This window comes from Duganella guangzhouensis, assembly GCF_009674535.1.
Lineage (GTDB): Bacteria > Pseudomonadota > Gammaproteobacteria > Burkholderiales > Burkholderiaceae_D > Rugamonas > Rugamonas guangzhouensis.
This window is the reverse complement of sequence record NZ_WKJK01000020.1, coordinates 116,156-135,023: the sequence shown is the minus strand read 5'-3', so window position 1 is coordinate 135,023 and position 18,868 is coordinate 116,156. Positions and strand designations below refer to the sequence as shown.

General features: G+C 63.8%; 15 protein-coding genes. 8 read left to right on the top strand and 7 right to left on the bottom strand.

What is annotated here, in order from left to right:
• From GJ699_RS28490 to GJ699_RS28470, 5 genes are all read right to left on the bottom strand, one after another.
• Positions 1-720: GntP family permease (locus GJ699_RS28490; protein ID WP_371867697.1), on the bottom strand; the 720-nt coding region annotated here is incomplete at its 3' end.
• A gap of 79 nt (positions 721-799) precedes the next feature.
• Positions 800-2,128, bottom strand: a complete 1,329-nt coding sequence (locus tag GJ699_RS28485) for a PP2C family protein-serine/threonine phosphatase (protein WP_154382810.1) — start codon at positions 2,126-2,128, stop codon at positions 800-802.
• On the bottom strand, positions 2,125-2,550 hold the full coding sequence (locus GJ699_RS28480; protein WP_371867699.1) for an ATP-binding protein: 426 nt from the start codon (positions 2,548-2,550) through the stop codon (positions 2,125-2,127). Before GJ699_RS28480 ends, GJ699_RS28485 begins: the two co-directional genes overlap by 4 nt.
• Before the next feature lie 2 nt (positions 2,551-2,552).
• Entirely contained in the window at positions 2,553-2,897 is a 345-nt protein-coding gene (locus tag GJ699_RS28475; RefSeq protein ID WP_154382808.1) for an STAS domain-containing protein, read from the bottom strand.
• Between the two features lie 85 nt (positions 2,898-2,982).
• Entirely contained in the window at positions 2,983-4,812 is a 1,830-nt protein-coding gene (locus tag GJ699_RS28470) for a hypothetical protein (protein ID WP_154382807.1), read from the bottom strand.
• Between the two features lie 85 nt (positions 4,813-4,897).
• Here GJ699_RS28470 and GJ699_RS28465 point away from each other — a divergent pair, with 85 nt between their 5' ends.
• The 3 genes from GJ699_RS28465 to GJ699_RS28455 are packed head-to-tail and all read left to right on the top strand — an operon-like array spanning position 4,898 to position 7,550.
• A complete protein-coding gene (locus GJ699_RS28465) occupies positions 4,898-6,046 on the top strand; it encodes a TIGR04552 family protein (protein WP_154382806.1) in 1,149 nt (382 codons plus the stop codon).
• A 1-nt stretch (position 6,047) separates the two neighbouring features.
• Entirely contained in the window at positions 6,048-7,106 is a 1,059-nt protein-coding gene (locus tag GJ699_RS28460; protein WP_229262341.1) for a hypothetical protein, read from the top strand.
• 27 nt (positions 7,107-7,133) lie between these two features.
• On the top strand, positions 7,134-7,550 hold the full coding sequence (locus tag GJ699_RS28455) for a hypothetical protein (protein WP_154382805.1): 417 nt from the start codon (positions 7,134-7,136) through the stop codon (positions 7,548-7,550).
• 47 nt (positions 7,551-7,597) lie between these two features.
• On the opposite strand, the gene pepN is transcribed toward GJ699_RS28455, so the two are convergent.
• Together pepN and GJ699_RS28445 are read right to left on the bottom strand one after the other, a co-directional pair.
• Entirely contained in the window at positions 7,598-10,228 is a 2,631-nt protein-coding gene (pepN, locus tag GJ699_RS28450) for an aminopeptidase N (RefSeq protein WP_154382804.1), read from the bottom strand.
• 12 nt (positions 10,229-10,240) lie between these two features.
• Positions 10,241-12,295: an alpha/beta hydrolase family protein gene (locus tag GJ699_RS28445; RefSeq protein ID WP_154382803.1), complete on the bottom strand. Its 2,055-nt coding sequence runs from the start codon at positions 12,293-12,295 to the stop codon at positions 10,241-10,243.
• A gap of 172 nt (positions 12,296-12,467) precedes the next feature.
• Between GJ699_RS28445 and GJ699_RS28440 the strand changes: the two genes are divergently transcribed.
• The 5 genes from GJ699_RS28440 to GJ699_RS28420 all read left to right on the top strand — a co-directional run bounded on the left by GJ699_RS28440 (position 12,468) and on the right by GJ699_RS28420 (position 18,867).
• Complete coding sequence (locus GJ699_RS28440; RefSeq protein ID WP_154382802.1) at positions 12,468-13,046, top strand: TetR/AcrR family transcriptional regulator; 579 nt, start codon at positions 12,468-12,470, stop codon at positions 13,044-13,046.
• Positions 13,047-13,115: 69 nt separating this feature from the next.
• Positions 13,116-13,823 (top strand): SDR family oxidoreductase, encoded by a 708-nt coding sequence (locus GJ699_RS28435; protein ID WP_154382801.1) that lies wholly within the window; start codon positions 13,116-13,118, stop codon positions 13,821-13,823.
• A 408-nt stretch (positions 13,824-14,231) separates the two neighbouring features.
• Positions 14,232-14,795, top strand: coding sequence for a hemerythrin domain-containing protein (locus tag GJ699_RS28430; protein ID WP_154382800.1), 564 nt, complete (start codon positions 14,232-14,234; stop codon positions 14,793-14,795).
• 241 nt (positions 14,796-15,036) lie between these two features.
• Positions 15,037-16,440, top strand: coding sequence for an MFS transporter (locus GJ699_RS28425; RefSeq protein WP_154382799.1), 1,404 nt, complete (start codon positions 15,037-15,039; stop codon positions 16,438-16,440).
• Between the two features lie 72 nt (positions 16,441-16,512).
• Positions 16,513-18,867 (top strand): S9 family peptidase, encoded by a 2,355-nt coding sequence (locus GJ699_RS28420; RefSeq protein WP_154382797.1) that lies wholly within the window; start codon positions 16,513-16,515, stop codon positions 18,865-18,867.
• Position 18,868 lies beyond the last annotated feature (1 nt).

Here is an 18,868-nt window from a genome sequence, read left to right as displayed (position 1 = left end):
GGCTGCGGCGGCGCCGGTGGCGGCGGAGGTGGCGCCGTGCGCGGTCGCGGCGGCGGGCGATGCGGCGGCGGTAGCCGCGCTATCGTAGCCCTCCCCGCTGGCCATCACACTGCGGCGGCGCCATTCGAGGAACGCCAGGCCGGCGGCCAGCGTGGCGATCGAGCCGATCACGCCCAGCCACGGCGCTGCCCAGCCGGTGGTCTTAAAGAACGTGGTGGGAATAATATTCTGAATCTGCGGCGTGCCCGGCAAGGTATCCATGGTGAACGAGAACGCGCCCAGCGCAATCGCGCCCGGCATCAGTCGCTTGGGTATATTGCTCTGCCGGTAAAGCTCGGCCGCAAACGGATACACGGCAAACACCACCACAAACAGCGACACCCCGCCATACGTCAGCAGCGCGCACACCAGCACGATCACCGCGTTGGCGCGGGTGCGGCCGATGTACTTGATGGCCGCCACCACAATCGACTCGGAAAATCCCGACAGCTCAATCAACTTGCCAAACACCGCCCCCAGCAAAAACACCGGGAAGTACAGTTTGACGAAGCCCACCAGCTTGTCCATGAAGATTCCGCTGAACACCGGCGCCACCGCGCCCGGATCGGTCAGCAGCACCGCGCCCAACGCCGCCAGCGGCGCAAACAGAATCACGCTGTAGCCGCGATACGCGGCCAGCATCAGAAACACCAGCGCTGCAAGAACGATCAGGAAGGACATGCGCACTCCGGAAGGTGATTATCTTGCGGACATTGTAGAACTTATTGCAAGACTGCGCATCTAACCCAGATGAGGCAGATCAGCCCGGCCTGCGCAGCGCTAGCATGGTGCAATCGTCGTCCAGCAGCGGCTGGCCGGTGAAGGTGCTGACCGCATGTCGCAGCGCGTCCAGCGCCTCCGGCAACGGCTCTTGCGGCGACCAAGCGGACAGCAGCGCCAGGCAGCGCTCCTCGGAAAATTCCTCGCCGGCGGCGTTGGCTGCCTCGGTCACGCCGTCGGTGTAGCACAGCAGCGTGTCGCCCGGCGCCAGCACGGTTTCCATGGCGCCGAACTTCAGGCCGGGGAAGGCGCCAACCAGCACGCCTTTCGGTATCGTCAGCAGGCTGGCGACGCCGCCGCTCAACAGCATCGGCGGGCAATGGCCGCCGTTCGAATAGCGCAGCAAACCGGTATCGACATCGAGAAAACCGCAGAACAGCGTCAGGAACAGATTGGTATCGTTGCCGGCGCACAGACGCTCGTTCAGCGTGGCCAGCAATAGATCCGGCTCGGTGATGCTCATCGCCAGCACGCGCAGCAGGCCAATCGCCCGCGCCATGAACAGCGCGGCCGCGACACCGTGGCCGGAGACGTCACCGATGCAAATGAACAGCAGGTGCTCGTCGATGAAAAAGGCATCGAACAGATCGCCGCCGACGTGCGAGGCCGGCTCCATCAATCCGCAGGCATGCAGGTCGACGCGCTCGGGGAACAACGGACGCTGCAATGGCAGCATGCTGACTTGCAGCTGGCGCGCGATGTCCAGTTCCTTGCGCAGATGCTGCAATTCCAGCGCCGCGCGTTGAGCCAGCAACGCGGCATCGTTGGCGCGGCGCATGCGTCCGCTCAGCGTGGTCATCAGATTGCTGGCGACGCCGGGCAGCGCCATCAGCTTTTGCCAGAACAGCTCGCGCGACAGTTGCAGCACCTGCGAGGCGGCGCTGGCCACCACCAGCGCCGACACCGGCGCGCCGTCGATGGCGGACAGTTCGCCGATCACCTCGCCGGGCAGGATGGCGATCGCACCGGCGCTGCCGGCCTTGCCGTCCAGGTGCACGTTCAGCGCGCCGGACAGCAGAATGTAGACATTGTGGTTGGCTTCGCCGTAGTGCAGCAGCGGCGCGTCGGCCGGCAGTTCCAGCACTTCGGCTTCGGCCAGCGCGGCTTCCACCGCATCGGCGCTGGCCTGGCGGAACAGGCCGATCCAGTCCATGCCCTCGCGCCGGCGCTCGCCGTGCACGCAGTGATTGTCGTGGCGCGGCTGTTGCAGCAGATGATCGAGACCGTGACGGCGCTCACCGCGCCGGTGGAATGGCCGGCGCGAGGCGCCATGTCGGCCGCCCGCGCCGTCGCTGTTACCGTCGCTCATGCAGCCTCGCCCCAGCGCACCGTGATTTGCAGCTGATTGCTGCCGTCGCGATGTTCATAGGCCAGCTGGTCGGCCTGGCTGCGCAGCATCACCACGCCCAGTCCGCCAGGCAGGGTGTCGGCCAGCGTGGTGGGCCGCGCCGGTGCCGGCGCCATGGTCGGATCATACGGATGGCCGCTGTCGAGCAGCGTCAGCGTGGCGCTGCCGGGTTGCAGGTGCAACGCCAGTTGCAAGGTAGCGTCGGCCGCCAGGCCGCTGTGATCGAGAATATTGGCCAACGCCTCGTGCAGACACAGGTCGAGCCGGCCGATCGCCTCGTCCGGCACCGCGCGCGCGCCGGCTTCGGCGTGCAGCCAGCCGGCGGCGCGACGCAGCTCGTCGACGTGCGCCTGCAGCGCCAGCGTGGCGTGATTGCGAACCACGTTCAAGCCAGTGCCGCCTCGTCGGCCTGGGCCAGATCGCTGAACATCGGAATCACGGCATCGATGCCGGTGGTGCTCAGGGTCTTGGCCACCGGCGCGTTGTCACCAACGAACAGCACCATGCGCGAACCACGTGCTTGCATCGCGCGCGCGTTGGCGACGATGGCGCGGATGCCGATCGAGGCCAGGAAATCAACCGCGCTCAGATCGACCACGGCGCGCTGGTGGGCCGCGGCGGTCAGGGCGGTGAATTGCAGGGCGATGGCGTCGGTGCCGGCGATGTCGAGGCGGCCGGTCAACGCGACGCGGCGCAGGGTGTCGTTGACGTCGGTGTAGGCGATGGTCATGGTGGATCCGTTCAGGTTAGAGGCGCGCACGCTGGCGCGCAAGCGCCCCAGCATACGCGGCCTTTATGACCACTCCATGACATCCTTAATCGTGCGCCTTGCGCACGCCACACCACAGGAAAGGACGCGGTTCAGCGCCGACCGCCGCGCGCTGCGTGGTGCAGTTATCGCTATCCAGCTGCAAGCCGTAGTCCTGCAAGCGCTGCCCTGCCTGAGCGATGGTGGCGCGGTCTTGTGCGGCCAGGTCGATGCGGTGCTGAGGCAGCAGGTCGAAGGTGCAGCCGCCGCTTGGCAAGCGACGCAGCTCGACTTGCAGCCGTACCTTTTTCATCAGACCTTCCAGCCGGTTGCAGCCGGCCGCGTCATCGGTCAGGCCCAGCCACTGCGCGGCGGCCAGCTTACGCAGACGGGTGCCATCACGATCGTTGCGGGCGGCGCTGAGCACCAGATAGTGCGGCCCGGGACGTTCCGCGATGGCGGCCTGCTGCCGCGCGCGCCATGCTGGCGAATCCGGCATCCCGGTGTCGAGCGCAATCACGCGCGCCTCCGGCGGCAGGAAGGTGGCCATCCAGCCTGACGGCGGGTCCGGCTGCGCGAAAAACACAATGCTGTCGGCCGGTTGCGCCATCGCCGGCAACTCGGCGCTGAACGCCTGTTCGGCCCAATCGGCATGGCCCCAGTTAGCGATCGGGAACACGGCCAGCACCAGCAAGGTCAGCACCGCGCCAGCCACCCGTTGCGCCTGCGGCGCAATGTACTGCCACGCCAGCCAGATCGCGAGCGGCGCCAGCAACTCCAGCGGCACCAGATAGCGGTAAATGCTGAACATATGCATCCACACCAGATAGCCCAGCGCCACGAACAGCAGCAGGAACACGCTGCGTGGTGCCAGTTGACGCTCGGCGCGCTTGCGCCACCACACCACCAGCAGCGTCAACAATACCGCGTACAACACCGGCCACAGCGCCAGCTTGAGCGGAATCTCCGACACGCGTCGCGGGTTGAAGGCAAAGATGAACGGCCAGAACAGATATTCCAGCCAGCCGTGCGGACGGTAGAACACATCGATGACGCCGTTCTCGGGCGCCAGCGGGCTGTGGAACAGGCTATTAAATTGCGGGAACAGCGGGTTGCCGAAGGTGTGCCACATCTTGAGCATCCACCAGCCGCCGCTGGTGGCGATACCGACCAGCACGCCGATGCCGCACACCACGGCCAGCCGCAGCCGCTGCCACCAGGTCAGCGGCACGCTCAGCAAAGCCAAACACAGCGCCACCGCATACACCGCATTGGTCAGCTTGAGTCCCGTGCTCAGTCCCATCCCCAGACCGGCGCCCAGCAGCGCCAGCGCCGCGCGCCCACCCCACTGCGGTAACGTTTCCCATTGTCGCAACAAAATATACAGCGCAGCCAGTGCAGGCAATGCGCTCAGGTTATCGCCCATGCTGTTGCCCAACTCGCTGAGGAAGCCGGGTGCGCAGGTGCCGGCGATCGCCAGCAGCACGATCAGTCGGCGCGGCGCGCTGGCACCCAGCAATTGGCGAGCGATACCGAGCAACAGCACAAAGCCCAGTCCGTGCAGCGCGCCCAGCACAAAACCCACTGCGCGCGGCGGCAGCCATTGGTGCAGATAGTAATAAGGCAGATCCAGCGTAGGATTGAAATAGCTCTGGAAACCGGCCGGCGCCAGATCCCAGCCGATGCGGTCATTGAGCAGCGCATGGACGTTGTACAGATGGTAGTTGCGCATGTCCCAGCCATCGTCCTGGCCGCTGCTGAGCGACAGCAGTCCCAGCAGTACAGGCACCAGCACGGCAGCCCACAGGCCGGCGCGCGGATGGTTGAGGAAGGCGGTGCGGCGCGCAAACCAGGCGGCCAGTGCGGTCAGGCGGACATCGACCAGCTTAAGTATCATGATTAATGAAGGGAACAGGCAAAGGGCGTTATTATAGTGCCAAGCGACAACTTATTATTATAAAAGCACGACGCTGGGAGGAGACATGACAGAACTGCGGGCCACGCTCGGCTGCGGCGACAAGCTGTCGCTCAACTGGAGCTATCTGAACGCGATCGCCAATGGCGTGTCGGCGATCGATCTGGGCGCGCTGGCATTGCGCAATCTGCACGATGCGCACCAGTTCGCGCGCGAGTACGGTTTCGACTTCGAACAGCCGGCCACGGTCGGCGTGATCCGGCGCGCCCAGCAGGAAGCGGTGGCCTTCATCCGCACCACCTTCCTGACGCCGGCGCAGGCGGCGCTGATACCGCCCGAGGTGGCGGAGCCGGACGATCCCTTGCAACTGCTGGTGTATGCCTCGCTGCGCGGCCAGCAGGTTGACGTGCGACGGCTGTGGGCGTGCGCGGTGCTGAAGGTGATGCACGGGATTTTCTACATCGACAACAACCTCAAGCTGCGCCATTTCCACGCCATCCGCGCCCAGGTGTTTGGCGCGCTGGACGAAGTGATACGGCACGATGGCGAGCGCCACTATCTGACCGACGGCGACCTGTGCCTGCCACTGCTGCACTACGACCGCAAGGACAACAAGGGACGCGGCAGCATCCTGCTCAAGCTGTTGCAAAAAGCGGCCTATCTGGCGGCAGACATCTTCGATTATCTCGGCGTGCGGCTGGTGTTTGCCACCCGCTGCGAATGCCTGCTGGCGCTGCGCACGCTGCAGCGCGCGCATCTGCTGTCGGTCACCAATGTCGATGCCGGGCGTACCCGCAACACGCTGCTGGACATGGACGCCGCCAAGGAAGTGTTCTGCCGCCATCGGGCCGAGCTGGAGCACAGCAAGGGCTATCCGCTGGAACTGCTGCGCGCCATGGACCGCGAACTTGCCGATATCGCCCAGCCGCAAACGCGTTGCGACAATCCGCATAGCGGGGTCGGCTTCAACAGCATGCAGATCACGGCGCGCAAGATGATCCACGTGCAGCAGCTGGATGCGTTGCCGGAGCAGGATTACGATGTCGGCTTCTTCTTCGAATACGAAATCCAGCTGATGGACGAGGACAGCTACCAGCGCAGCCTGACCGGACCGGCGAGCCACGCCGCCTACAAACAGCGCCAGGTCGACACCGCCCGCACCCGCGTGTTCGGCCGCGAACTGCTGCGCTGGATCGAGGCGCAAGCCGGGCACTGAAATGCGGCCCCGCTGCGGCGGCGGCCGGGGCCGCGTCGCCCGCAGCCCGTACGGTGCGCCGTACCGGATCGCAGGCTCGTACCATGGCGGCATGCGTTACCGATACTCCCTCTGCCTGGCACTGTCGCTGCTGATGGCCGGCGCGACGGCGCAGCAGGCGCCCAGCGTCACCGTCAGCGCCACGCGCGACCCGGTCGACAAGTCCTACCGCAACATGCTGGCCGGGATGGACCTGTTTGAACGCCATCACGCGCTGGCGCCGCAAGCCACGCTGCGCTTCCTGCTGCTGCCACGGCTACCGACCACGCAGCTGGACGGCATCACCCTGCGCGTCGCCGGCGACACCGTCTCGCTGCCGGTACCGGTCGCACCCGACCACAGCTTCATCCTGCCGCGCAACCCCGACGCCGCGCGCGAAGACGCCGCCCTGATCGCCAGCCGCAAGACCAGCACCCTGACCTGGCGCGCCGACGTGCGCAGTCCCGGCGTCCCTGCCGACAAGCGCCGCCTGGGCGATTTGCGACTCGAATGCCTGGTCGGCGTCGAAGCCGGTCTGCTATCCAACAACACCCAATGGTTCACCAGCCCCGAGCGCGTATGCGGCACACCAGATGGCAACTACCTGTTCTTCGCCGAACGCCCGGTCTTTGCCGTCACCCTGCAAGATGGCGAACGCCGCGCCACGCTACCGTTCAACGCGCTGTACGCCGGCGGCACACAGACGCCAGCCACCCTGCCCTATTGCGATTGCCAGGTGCTGCTCGACCGCAGCTACTACGCGCCGCTATGGGACCGCAGCTGGTCCGATGACACCTTGCTATCGTTCGACGACATGGACGGCCCGCCCGGCCCGGACGACACCAGCATCAACGCCGGTTACGTCAGCACCACGCAAATGCTAAGCCGCCTTGGACCTGCGCAAGTGGTAAGCTTCGACAGCGGCTACCAGATGTGGCGATACACCTATCCGGCCATCCGCAAGAGCGAGCAGCCGGCCGAGTTCACGATCTTGTTCGGACCGGACGGCATGGCGCGCAAAGCACGATTGCGCGAGCCTTAGTAATTCAACCAAGGAATTGAAGCGGCCATGAAAAACCTTTCCCATACCCTGCGCCTGGCTGCGGCCAGCCTGTTAATCCTCACCGCCTGCGCCGGCGCCCAGCCGCCGGCCGACACGCCCAACGGCGCGGTCGCGCTGTGGCAGCAAATCCAATCCGCCAACAGCAACCTCAGTTGCGATAGTGACAGCCAATGCCACACCATCGGCGTCGGCGCCAAAGCGTGCGGCGGGCCGGAGAACTACCTGGCGTGGTCGAGCAAAAACAGCGACGGCGCCCAGCTCAAAGCGCTGGTCCAACAACACGCCACCGCCCGCCGCGCCGACGACGCCCGCCAGGGCATGATGTCGACCTGCACCGCCATCAGCGATCCCGGCGCCAGCTGCCGCGCCGGCCAGTGCGTCATCAACACCCGCACCCTCGCCATCCCCGCCGATGTGAGATAAAAAAAAGCCAGCCCGCAGGCTGGCTTTCTGCATGACGCGGCGCGCGATCAGTGCGCGGTCATCGCTTGTTTGATGGCGATGCAGCGCTGGTCTTCCTGGCGCGTTACCAGTAACCAGCGGTGGGTGCCGGTGGACAGGTTTGGCAGTTTGGCGATGGTTTCATCCAGACGCTGCAGGCTGGCCGGGGTGCAGGTGGCCGGGATCATCGATGCGCCGTAGGGACGCATGTAGACCGGGCCGGCCGCTTTGTCGACGTCGCCCAGCGTGGCCAGACGTTGCGCCGCGCTCACTTCACCCAGTGACCTCTGCTCTTCCGGATACATGCTGCCCATGGCGGTACGCACTTTGGAGAACGGCAGTGTGGTCTTCAGGTCGCTAATGGTGGCCAGCCATTCGGCTTTCACCTTTGGCTCTGGACGGATTACCGCCGCCGCGATCGCTGCCTGCTGGCCGCTATCGGACTTGTCCTTCTGCTGCTCGACCGCCAGCAAGGCGTCCGCGCCTGGATAGGCGTAGCGGTTCAGGCGCTTGATGATGTCCCAGCGCACATCCTGCGATACGTTCAGGCCCGGCACCACCAGCTTGCCGTCGAGGATGGCCGCCAGCTGCTTCAGCGCGGCCGGACTGCTTGCTACTTGCAGATAGGTCGAGAACCAGCGACGCTGGAAGTTTTTGTCGCTGGCCGATTTGGTGGCCTTGAATGCCATCTGCTCCAGCTGCAGTGTCACCTGTTTCTTGTAGGCGCTATCGCCCATCAGATTCAGGTAGCCGACCGAGGCTTTGACCTTTTCGAGGATATCGCCCAGCAGCGTGTAGTCCTTCTCGGCCGGCGCGTTGGCCAACACGGTTTTCAGGTACTCGTTGAGCGGCAGCTGGGCATCGCGCACGCCGTCCCACAGGCTTTGCCACAGCATGGAGCGCAGCAGCGGATCGTTCACTTTGCTCAGGCTATGCTGGGCGGTAGCGAACGATTTTTTATCCAGCCGCACTTTGGCGAAGCCCCAGTCCTGGTAGTTCGGATAGACCAGGTCCGGGCAAGCCGCGCCGTTCAGCTCCGGCACCGCAGTAGCGGCGCCCTTGTAAGTGATGGCGACGTTCTTGCTCAGCGCGAGGCCGTCCGCACCCAGTTTGAACAGACCCACTTGCACGCGCTGTTCGCGCAGCGTCGGCAGTTCGGGATTCGGCGCGCTTTGACGCAGCGTGAACGAGCTTACCTTGCCACCAGCGCAGCTGTAATCAGCGGTGATGGTGTTGACGCCCGGCTGGTACAACCACTCCTGGGTCCAGCCGCTGAGGTCACGGTTGGCGGCCGCCGCCAGGCTGCCGATGAAGTCATCCAGCGTGGCATTGCGGTACTGGTACTTGATCAGGTAGTTGTGCACGCCCTGACGGAACACTTCTTCACCCAGCAGATGGCGCAGCTGCTTCAGCGTCGACGCGCCTTTCGAGTAGGTGATGGCGTCGATGTTGTCGAAGGCATTGGCGGTCGATGGCACCGGCGTTTCGACCGCGTGCGTGGTCACGCGCGCATCCTGCACGTATGCCTCCTGCTTGCCGCTGGAGTAGAAGCTTTGCCAGGCGTTGGTGAACTCGGTCGCCTCGGAGGTGGCCAGCGTGCCCATGAAGGAGGCAAAGCTTTCGTTCAACCACAGGCCGTTCCACCACTTCATGGTGACCAGATCGCCAAACCACTGGTGCGCCATTTCGTGCATGATGACGCCGGCCAGCGATTGCTTCTGCGCCGAGGTCATTTCTTCCTTGTGCAGGAAGCGGCCTTCGGCAAAGGTGATGGCGGCGGCGTTTTCCATCGCGCCGTAAAGGAAGTCTGGCACCAGCAGCTGGTCGTACTTCTCAAACTGGTAAGGGATGCCGAAGTACTGGTCGAAGAAGGCCAGGCCGGCCTTGGTGTACTTGAACCAGTCCGCCGGCGATACCTGCGATGCCACCGATTGGCGCGCGAATAAACGCATCGGATATTTGCCGCTGTTGTCTTCCCAGACCTTGTACGGGCCGGCGTGCATGGAGAAGTTATACGGGCTCAGTTTTTTGGTGCGCGGGAAGCTCCAGCGTTTGCCGCCGTCGATGTCCTGCACGCTGGTTTCGCGCTTGGTGGACGACACTACCCAGTCGGCCGGCGTGGTGACGGTGATCTGGTAGGTGCCTTTCAAATCCGGCTGGTCGAACACCGGGAACATCTGGTGCGCGGCGGCCGGCTCGAAGTGGCTGTATGTGTAGACGCGGCCATCGACCGGGTCGACCATGCGGTGCAAGCCTTCACCATTGGTGCTGTGCAGGCGCGTGTACTCGATGGTGACGGTGTTGCGACCGGCCACCAGGTCGGCCGCCGCCAGTGTGATGAACCACTGGTTGTATTGCGGTGCGACGGTCTTGCCGTTGACGGTCAAGCTGCTGATGTTGGCCTTGTCGAGGTCAATGGTCAGCGCTTGCGCGGCGTCGGACAGGTCGAAGCTCAGCGTGGTCTTGCCGCTGAAGCTTTCCTTGCCGGTCAGCGCGAATTCCAGCGTGTAGTCGACATTGCTGACGCGCGCCGCGCGGGCGGCGGCGTCAACTTGCGACAGATAGGCATTTTCCGCGCGTGGCGCGGGTGCGGCGGTATCGGCGGCGTGAGCGCCACCGAAAGCCAGCGCGATGGCGCTGGCAATCAGATATTTTTTCATGTGCGCTCCCGCTTATTTCTTGATGTAGGTATTCAGCCAGTCGATCACGGTGTGATGCCACAGCACCGAGTTGGCCGGTTTCAGTACCCAGTGATTCTCATCCGGGAAGAACAGCAATTTGCTCGGAATGCCCTGGCGCTGCAGCGCGGTGAAGGCGCCCAGTCCCTGCGCGGTCGGGATGCGGAAGTCCATATCGCCCTGCACCACCAGCATTGGCGTCTTCCAGTTCTTCACCTTCAGCGCCGGGTTGAACTTCTCGTAGTTCTGCGGCACGTCGAAATACGCGCCGCCGTTTTCCCATTCGGTGAACCAGATTTCTTCGGTCGAGAAGCCCATGCCACGGGTATCAAACACGCCGTCGTGGTTGACGATGCACTTGAAGCCATCGCTCCAGCTACCCTGAATCCAGTTCATCATGTAGCCGCCGTAGGACGCGCCCAGTGCGCAGCTATTCTCGCGGTCCAGCCATGGATATTTGGCCACTGCCGCCGCCAGACCTTTTTGCAGGTCTTCCAGCGGCTTGCCGCCCCAGTCACCGCTGATCGAGTCGGTGAACTTCTGGCCGTAACCGGTGGAACCGTGGAAGTCGATGAACACGGTCGCATAGCCAGCGCCGGCGTACACCTGCGGATTCCAGCGATAGCTCCACGAGTTGCCAAAGCTGCCCTGCGGGCCGCCGTGCACCAGGAAGGCGATCGGATACTTCTGGCCCGGCTGCGCGTTCCATGGCTTCATCACGTGGCCGTACACGGTTTCGCCGTTGGCACCGGTGAAGGAGAACTGCTCGAACTCGCCGAACTTGACGTCGGCCAGCGCGGCTTCGTTCAGGTGGGTCAGCTGCTCGGCCTTGTCGGCGCTGCCGCCCAGTTTGAATTTGTACAGCTGCGCGCCGGCGGTCAGGCTGGCGTGCGCCATCACGATGGTGTCCTTGGCCACATCGAAGCCGGCCACATAGCCTTTGCCGGTTACAGCGCTCACCTTGCCGTTGGCGGTGTCGATCGAGAACAGGCGATGCTGGCCGATGTCGTCCGCCAGCGCCAGCACGGACTTGCTGTCCGGTGCCCAACGGAAGTCGGCGATCGAGCGGTCCCAGTTATCGGCCACAGTGCGCTTCTTGCCGGTGGCGACGTCGATCAGCACCAGGTGGAAGCGGTCGGCCTCGAAGGTTGGTTTGTCCATCGCCACGTAGGCCAGGGTTTTACCGTCCGGCGAGTAGATGGCCTTGGTGTCCCAGGCTTTGTTGTCGGCGGTCAGATTGGTTGGCTCGCCGCCGGTGGCTGGCACGGTGTAGACGTCGAAGTTGGTCGACCAGGCTTCGGTCTTGCCGGCGATGCGGGCCGAGAAGGCGACGGTCTTGCCGTCCGGGCTGAAGTGGTATTCGTCATGGTCGCCAAACGGCTTGGACGGCACATCGCCATCCAGCTTGCCGCTCAGGCTGACCGGCTGCACGCTGACCTTGCCGCTGGTATCGATCGGCGCCGAGTACAGCACATTGTTGCGGCCATCGGCCCAGGTATCCCAGTGGCGCACGAACAGCTTGTCGTACACCTTGCCGCTGGCCTTGACCTTGGCCAGATCGTCGAGACGCGTCTTGCTGCAAGCCAGATCGGCGCAATCGCGGAACACGGCCATGCTGAACAGCAGGCGATCACCTTGCGGCGACAGGCGGAAGTTGTCGACATCCAGCGGCAGATCGGTGACCTTGCTGGCTTCGCCGCCGCTCAGCGGCAGACGCCACACCTGCGACGAACCGGAGCGGCCGGACAGAAAATAAATCGATTGGCCATCCGGCGCCCATTCCGGGTCCGTGCTGCTGGCGGCGGCCTGGGTCAGGCGTACCGGAGCCGCTTTCGGAGTGCGCAGATCCAGCAGCCACAGCTGGGTATTGCCACGGTTCTTGTCCAGATCGGTCGAGCGCACGGTGTACACCACGCGGCTGGCGTCCGGCGACAGCACCGGGCTGCCTACGCGCTCCATCTTGACCAGGTCTTCTACGGTAAAGCCGCGCGGCGCGGCCGTGGCGCTGGCCGCGATAGCGGTACCCAGCAGCAACAGGGGGAATCTCATTCGGTCTCTCCGAGTTATAAGAAAAATACCGGCTTGTGGCCGGATAGCGGACATGATACCAAGCTCGACATGCGTGGCGGAAAAATGGCGGGCTTTGTTACTTTACGCAACTTGCCTGAGCACGCGAAAAATAGTGCTTGACTTATTTAAGACGACCGGTCATATTAGATACATGGCTAAACCTAACGTCAAAGAGCAAATCGTCACCAGCAGCCTGGAGTTACTGCACAGCAAAGGCTTCAACGCCACCAGCGTGCAGGACATCACCGAGGCGGCCGGGGTACCGAAAGGCTCGTTCTACAACCACTTCGCCAGCAAGGAAGCGCTGGGGCTGGAAGTATTGCAACGTTATGTCGACGCGGTGGGCACACTGGCGACGGTGCTGCACGATGCCGCGCTGACGCCGCGCCAGCGTCTGCAACAGTATTTTGACGGCATGATCGCCGGCAACGCCGCCAACGATTTCCAGCATGGCTGCCTGCTTGGCAATTTCAGTACCGAGTTGAGCAATCAGATCCCGGCCATGCGCAGCGCCATGCAAGCCGCGTTTGACGGCTCCAGCGCCCAGTTGACGGCGGTAATCGCCGCCGGCCAGCAGGATGGCAGCATCGCCAGCGCCCTGCCGGCCGCCGAACTGGCCGGCTTCGTCAACGACGCCTGGCAAGGCGCGGTGCTGCGCGCCAAGGCCGAGCACAGCCGGGCGCCGCTGGAACGTTTTGTACGTGTGGTACTGGACCGCCTGTTGACTTGAATTTTTTTTCGGCCGTTTTTAAGACGACCGGTCATATTGTTGTTAAACTTAACCTCGAAAGGAAGCATCATGAACATCAAAGACTCCGTCGTCCTGGTAACCGGCGCCAACCGTGGCTTGGGCAAAGCACTGGCGCAAGCGGCCGTCGCGGCCGGCGCGCGCAAAGTGTATGCGGCGGCCCGCAACCCCGCCACGGTCGACATCGCCGGCGTGACCCCGCTCAAGCTGGACGTCACCAACGCCGCCGACATCGCCGCCGCCGTGCAAGCGATCCCCGACCTCACCATCCTGATCAATAACGCCGGCATCCACGTGGTGGGCGGCGTCACCGGTCCCGACGCGCTGGCGGCCGCGCGCGCCGAACTGGAAACCAACTTCTTCGCCCCGCTGGCGCTGAGCCACGCGTTTGCGCCGGTACTGGGCCGCAACGGCGGCGGCGCCATCGTCAACATCCTGTCCGCGCTGAGCTGGGCCAGCTTCCCCACCACCGGCACCTACAGCGCCTCCAAAGCCGCCGCCTGGGGCTTCACCAACAGCCTGCGCGGCGAACTGCGCGGCCAGAACACCCAAGTGCTGGGCGCCCACATGGGCTATATGGACACCGACATGACCAACGGCATCGACGCACCGAAATCCTCGCCAGCCGTGATCGCCGCCGCCATCGTGCGCGCCCTGGAAGCCGGCGACGACGAAGTGCTGACCGACGAACCATCGCGCCAAGTCAAAGCCGGCCTGGCCGCACCGCGCAGCTTCTATCTGGGCGAACCCCGCGCCTGAACTCCCCACTGCGGTGTCCCCACTTCGGGGTCAGTTCTCAAAACCGGACATTGGGTAGCGCGCTACCCAATGTCCGATTTTGAGAACTGACCCCGAAGTGGACATTGATAGAAATTATTTTTGGACTCTGCAATAAATCGCGTATTTTCACGCACAAAATCAGGGCATAATCGTTAACTCAGCCAGGTGAAAAAGTGCACGTTCCTGCCGGCTTGACGTGTGCGCAATTCGTTTTCCCCGCCGGTAATGCTTCGCTTTGTATTGCCTCACAACTAGTTGTGAACAATTGTAAATCGGCGTTGTATGAGCCTCTCGAGCGCGCTAAGGTAGCAGCTTCAACCTCGGGCACGTTGGCTCCTCTGCGACGACCACCGCGCAGCCGAAGTCACACGAAATACGGGAAACGCTATGCTTACTGCCACCTATGTCTTGTTGACACTGTCTATCGAGCAAAAGAAAGAACGCCACTTCATTTCGCGTCTGCTGCAGTACGTGCAGTCGATCGCGCGCCGTCCGCAGGAAATCGATCCTGTGTTCATTGAATCCCAATTGCAGCAACTGACTCGCTTTGCCGAAGCGCGTCATCAGCACAAGGTGGAAGCCTGTCTGATGCCGGCGGTGCGCGCGGCCGACCAGAATTGCACCGCGCTGATGAACGATCTGGAATCGCTCAGCAAACGCGGTAGCGCGATGCTGAACGCGGTCTACCGCTGTCTGCGCCGCGCCATGCGCCGTAGCGCGTCGCAGGGCAAGTTCCTGTGCAAGACGGTCGATCTGTATTGCCAGAATCTGCTCAAGCGCCTCGACAAGGAGGAACAGGAACTGCTGCCACTGGCGCAGAAAGTCATCTCCAGCGAGGAGTGGTTCGAAATCGGCAGCAAGTTCCTGGCGCAGGACGATGACGATGCCGCCTCGCGCCCGGAACTGCGGCCGCAGCGCGGTGCGATGGGCTACCGCGCCTCGGCCTTCTGATCCGCTATCGGCGTCAGGCCGACACTTCCAATCTTGAGAGTGATACAGCGCGCCACGATGGTGCATCCAGCCCTGCGGCGCGGTCCATTCTGGCCACTGTTGTTTTGAGTTCCGGCGCACGACTCTAAAGCTTGCTTCCGCAAAATCTGGCGGCTAATATCGCCAATATGCAGACCACTTCCGCCACCGACCTCGCGCCACTGAATTACCTGCGCCAGCTGCGGGTCGAACGGAGTTCCCCATGAGCCACAGCGCCCGCATCCTCCATCTGCGCGGCGCGGCCGGCATGAATGCGATTTACCGCAAGGTCAGTTGGCGCCTGCTGCCGTTGCTGATGCTGTGCTATGCGGTGGCGTATCTGGACCGCGTCAACGTCAGCTACGCCAAGCTGCAGATGGGCGCCAGTCTGGATTTCAGCGACCAGGTGTATGCCTGGGGCGCCGGCGCTTTCTTCATCGGCTACTGCCTGTTCGAGATTCCCAGCAATCTGCTACTGGAAAAAATCGGCGCCCGCAAGACGCTGCTGCGCATTATGCTGTGCTGGGGCGTCACCGCCGCCGCCGCCGCGTTTGTGCGAGAGCCGATCGAGTTCTATCTGATCCGCTTCATGCTGGGCGTGTTCGAAGCCGGCTTCTTCCCCGGCGTGATCCTCTATCTCACCTACTGGTATCCGGCAGCGCGGCGCGCGCGCGTGATCGCCATCTTCGCTTCGGCCGCGCTGCTGGCCGGCGTGGTGGCCGGTCCGCTGTGCGGCGCCACGCTGCAGTATATGAACCAGTACGGCGGCCTGGCTGGCTGGCAATGGCTGCTGGTGATGCAAGGACTGCCGGCCACGCTGCTCGGCGTGGCGGCTTACTTCTACCTTGACGATAAACCGGAGGATGCGCGCTGGTTGTCGTCGTTCGAACAGCAGATGATCGAACAGGATCTGGAGCGCGACGAACTGGCGCTGAACGGCTCCACCACCGATGACGACACCCGCAGCGAAGACGAGGAAGCACCCTCGGCGGTCGATACCTTGTGGACGCTGCTGCGGCAGCCGACCATTAGTCTGCTCGCGCTGGCCAACCTGCTTCTGATGGGAGCCAGCTACGCGCTGATATTCTGGTCGCCGGCGCTGATGCAGCGCTGGGGTGCCGGCAACCATCTGCAAATTGGCTTGCTGGCCGCGATCCCCAACCTGGCCGGCGTGATCGGCATGATCGCAATCGGCTACGACTCCGACCGCCGCCGTGAACGGCGCGGCCACTTCATCGCCTGCATGGTGCTGGCGACCGGCGGCCTCGGTCTCGCCATCGCCGCCGACAATGGTCTCACCTGGTCGCTGGCCGGCCTGACGCTGGCATCGCTGGGCATCGCTTCCGCCGCGCCGCTGCTGATGTCCATCGTCACCGGGATGCTGAACCGGCGCAGCGCCGCCAGCGGCATCGCACTGGTTGGCAGCGTCGGCCTGCTGGGCGGCGCCTTCGGACCGCCGCTGTGCGAACGCCTGCTACACTGGGGCGGCAGCGCCGCCATGCTGGCCGCGCTGATCGTGCTGTACCTCGCGGCCGGCGCCATCCTGCTGTGGGCCTTGCGGCTGGCGCCACGCCGTGGCGGCCCCGATGCCGGCCATGGCCAAACCGACAAGATGGCCCGGAGTTAAAGCTTGGGCTAGAATCTGGAACGCGCCGCGATCCGGCGCCCCTGTTCACCCAACCTACAAGCGAAACTACCGATGCGTTTTGTACTGCCTTTGCTGGCGACTGCGATTGCGGCCAGCGTCAACGCCACACCGACACCCATCACCCTCGATCAAGCCATGGCCAATCCGGACTGGATCGGCAACCCGGTGGAAACCGCCTGGTGGGGCTGGGATAGCCACCAGATCTACTACAAGCAGAAACGCAGCGGTTCCGCCGTGCGCGACACGTATCAGATCAACGGCGCCGCCGCCAAACTGGTGGAAGAAAAACAGCTGTCCAACATGGATAGCGCCGATCCAGTCTTCAACCGTGAACGCACGCGCGCCATCCTGCTGCGCAACGGCGATCTGTTCGAGCGCGATCTGAAAACCGGCGCGCTGACGCAAATCATCAAGGGCACCACGCCGGCCGCCGATGCGCAATACGCGGCCGATGGCAACCACGTGCAGTTCCGCGTCGGCAGCGACTGGTACAGCTGGAGCCGCGCCGAGCGCCTGGTATCGCCGCTGGTGCTGCTGCGCACCGCCAAAGATCCGGACGCCGCGCCCGATGCCGACTTCCGCCGCGACATGCAGTTGCGCCTGATGTCGACGCTGGCCCGCGTCAAGCACGAAAAGGATGAAACCCGCGAACAACGCAACGCCGACCGCAGCGCCGACGCCACCCGCGCGCCGCTGCCGGTCTACCTGGGCGACAAGGTCACCATCGAAACCAGCTCGCTGTCGCCGGACGGCCGCTATCTGCTGGTGGTCACCGCCGCCAAGGATGGCGACAAGCGCCGCGTCGGCAAGATGCCACGCTATGTCACCGAGTCGGGCTACGAAGAGACCGATGATGAACGCAAGCGCGTCAGCGAAGCCGGCCCGCTCAAGCACGATCTGAAACTGGTGGAAGTGGCGACCCGCAAAGTCACCGACCTGTCGCTGGACGACCTGCCCGGCATCAAGGAAGATCCGCTGGCGGCGATGCGCGCGGCGCAGAAGCTCGATCCGCTGAAAGGCAATCGCGGCGTGCGTTTCGAAGGCCGCGAGGAATCGATCCGCTGGAGCACCAACGGCGCGCGCGTGGCGGTGATGGCGCAGGCCATCGACAACAAGGACCGCTGGATCGCCGGCGTCGATCTGGCGGCCGGCAAGCTGCAACCGCTGCATCGCCTGAGCGACGCGGCCTGGGTCAACAACCGTGGCAATGACTTCGGCTGGCAGCCGGACAACAGCACGCTGTGGTACGAGTCGGAAGAAAGCGGCTACTCGCATCTGTACCTGCGCGCCGCCGACGGCAAGACGCGCGCCCTCACCTCGGGCAAATGGGAAGAATCGAACGTGACCTGGTCGTCGGACGGCCAGACCGCCTACTTCATGTGCAACCCAAAACTGCCGGGCACTTATGAAGTCTGCTCGACCAGCACCAAGGACGGCGCGCTGAAGGAACTGACGTCGCAAGGCGGCATCGAAGGCTACACGCTGTCGCCGGATGGCCGCAAGCTGCTGGTGCGCTACTCGACCGCCTACATGCCAACCCAGATCGGCACCGTGGCCGCCAGCGGCGGCGCGCTGACCCAGCTGACCGACACCCGCAGCGCCGACTACAAAGCGCGCGAATGGGTGCAACCTGAAATCGTCGCCGTGCCATCCACGCATGGCGTCGATCCAGTCTGGGCCAAGCTGTATCGCCCGGCCACGCTGGAAGCGGGCAAAAAATATCCGGTGGTGATGTTCGTGCACGGCGCCGGCTATCTGCAGAACGTGACCAAGCGCTATCCGGTTTACTTCCGCGAGCAGATGTTCCACAACCTGCTGGTGCAGCAGGGTTACATCGTGCTGGACATGGACTACCGCGCCTCGCTGGGCTATGGCCGCAACTGGCGTACCGCGATCTACCGCCAGATGGGCCATCCGGAACTGGAAGACTACGTCGATGGCCTGAACTGGATGGTGGCCAATCAGCAGGGTGACGCCGCCAATGTCGGCATCTACGGCGGCAGCTACGGCGGCTTCATGACCTTCATGGCGCTGCTGCGCGCACCGGACCAGTTCAAGGCCGGCGCCGCGCTGCGCCCTGTCACCGACTGGACCACCTACAATCACGAGTACACTGCCAACATCCTGAACTCGCCGGAGCTGGACCCGGAAGCGTACAAGGTATCGTCGCCGATCGAATATGCGGACCGGCTGAAAGGCCATCTGCTGATCGCCCACGGCATGGTGGACGACAACGTGTTCTATCAGGACTCGGTGCGCATGACCCAGCGCTTCATCGAACTGAAAAAGGATAACTGGGAACTGGCCTCATATCCGCTGGAACGCCACGGCTTCGTGCATCCGGAATCGTGGTACGACGAATACCGCCGCATTGACCAGCTGTTTGAACGCACGCTGAAAAAATAAG

Coding starts and splice junctions, on each gene's coding strand:
- GJ699_RS28445 (WP_154382803.1), bottom strand. CDS start 12,295: ATGAGATTCCCCCTGTTGCTGCTGGGTACCGCTATCGCGGCCAGCGCC.
- GJ699_RS28425 (WP_154382799.1), top strand. CDS start 15,037: ATGAGCCACAGCGCCCGCATCCTCCATCTGCGCGGCGCGGCCGGCATG.
- GJ699_RS28455 (WP_154382805.1), top strand. CDS start 7,134: ATGAAAAACCTTTCCCATACCCTGCGCCTGGCTGCGGCCAGCCTGTTA.
- GJ699_RS28420 (WP_154382797.1), top strand. CDS start 16,513: ATGCGTTTTGTACTGCCTTTGCTGGCGACTGCGATTGCGGCCAGCGTC.
- GJ699_RS28475 (WP_154382808.1), bottom strand. CDS start 2,897: ATGACCATCGCCTACACCGACGTCAACGACACCCTGCGCCGCGTCGCG.
- pepN (WP_154382804.1), bottom strand. CDS start 10,228: ATGAAAAAATATCTGATTGCCAGCGCCATCGCGCTGGCTTTCGGTGGC.
- GJ699_RS28465 (WP_154382806.1), top strand. CDS start 4,898: ATGACAGAACTGCGGGCCACGCTCGGCTGCGGCGACAAGCTGTCGCTC.
- GJ699_RS28470 (WP_154382807.1), bottom strand. CDS start 4,812: ATGATACTTAAGCTGGTCGATGTCCGCCTGACCGCACTGGCCGCCTGG.
- GJ699_RS28440 (WP_154382802.1), top strand. CDS start 12,468: ATGGCTAAACCTAACGTCAAAGAGCAAATCGTCACCAGCAGCCTGGAG.
- GJ699_RS28435 (WP_154382801.1), top strand. CDS start 13,116: ATGAACATCAAAGACTCCGTCGTCCTGGTAACCGGCGCCAACCGTGGC.
- GJ699_RS28460 (WP_229262341.1), top strand. CDS start 6,048: ATGCGGCCCCGCTGCGGCGGCGGCCGGGGCCGCGTCGCCCGCAGCCCG.
- GJ699_RS28430 (WP_154382800.1), top strand. CDS start 14,232: ATGCTTACTGCCACCTATGTCTTGTTGACACTGTCTATCGAGCAAAAG.
- GJ699_RS28485 (WP_154382810.1), bottom strand. CDS start 2,128: ATGAGCGACGGTAACAGCGACGGCGCGGGCGGCCGACATGGCGCCTCG.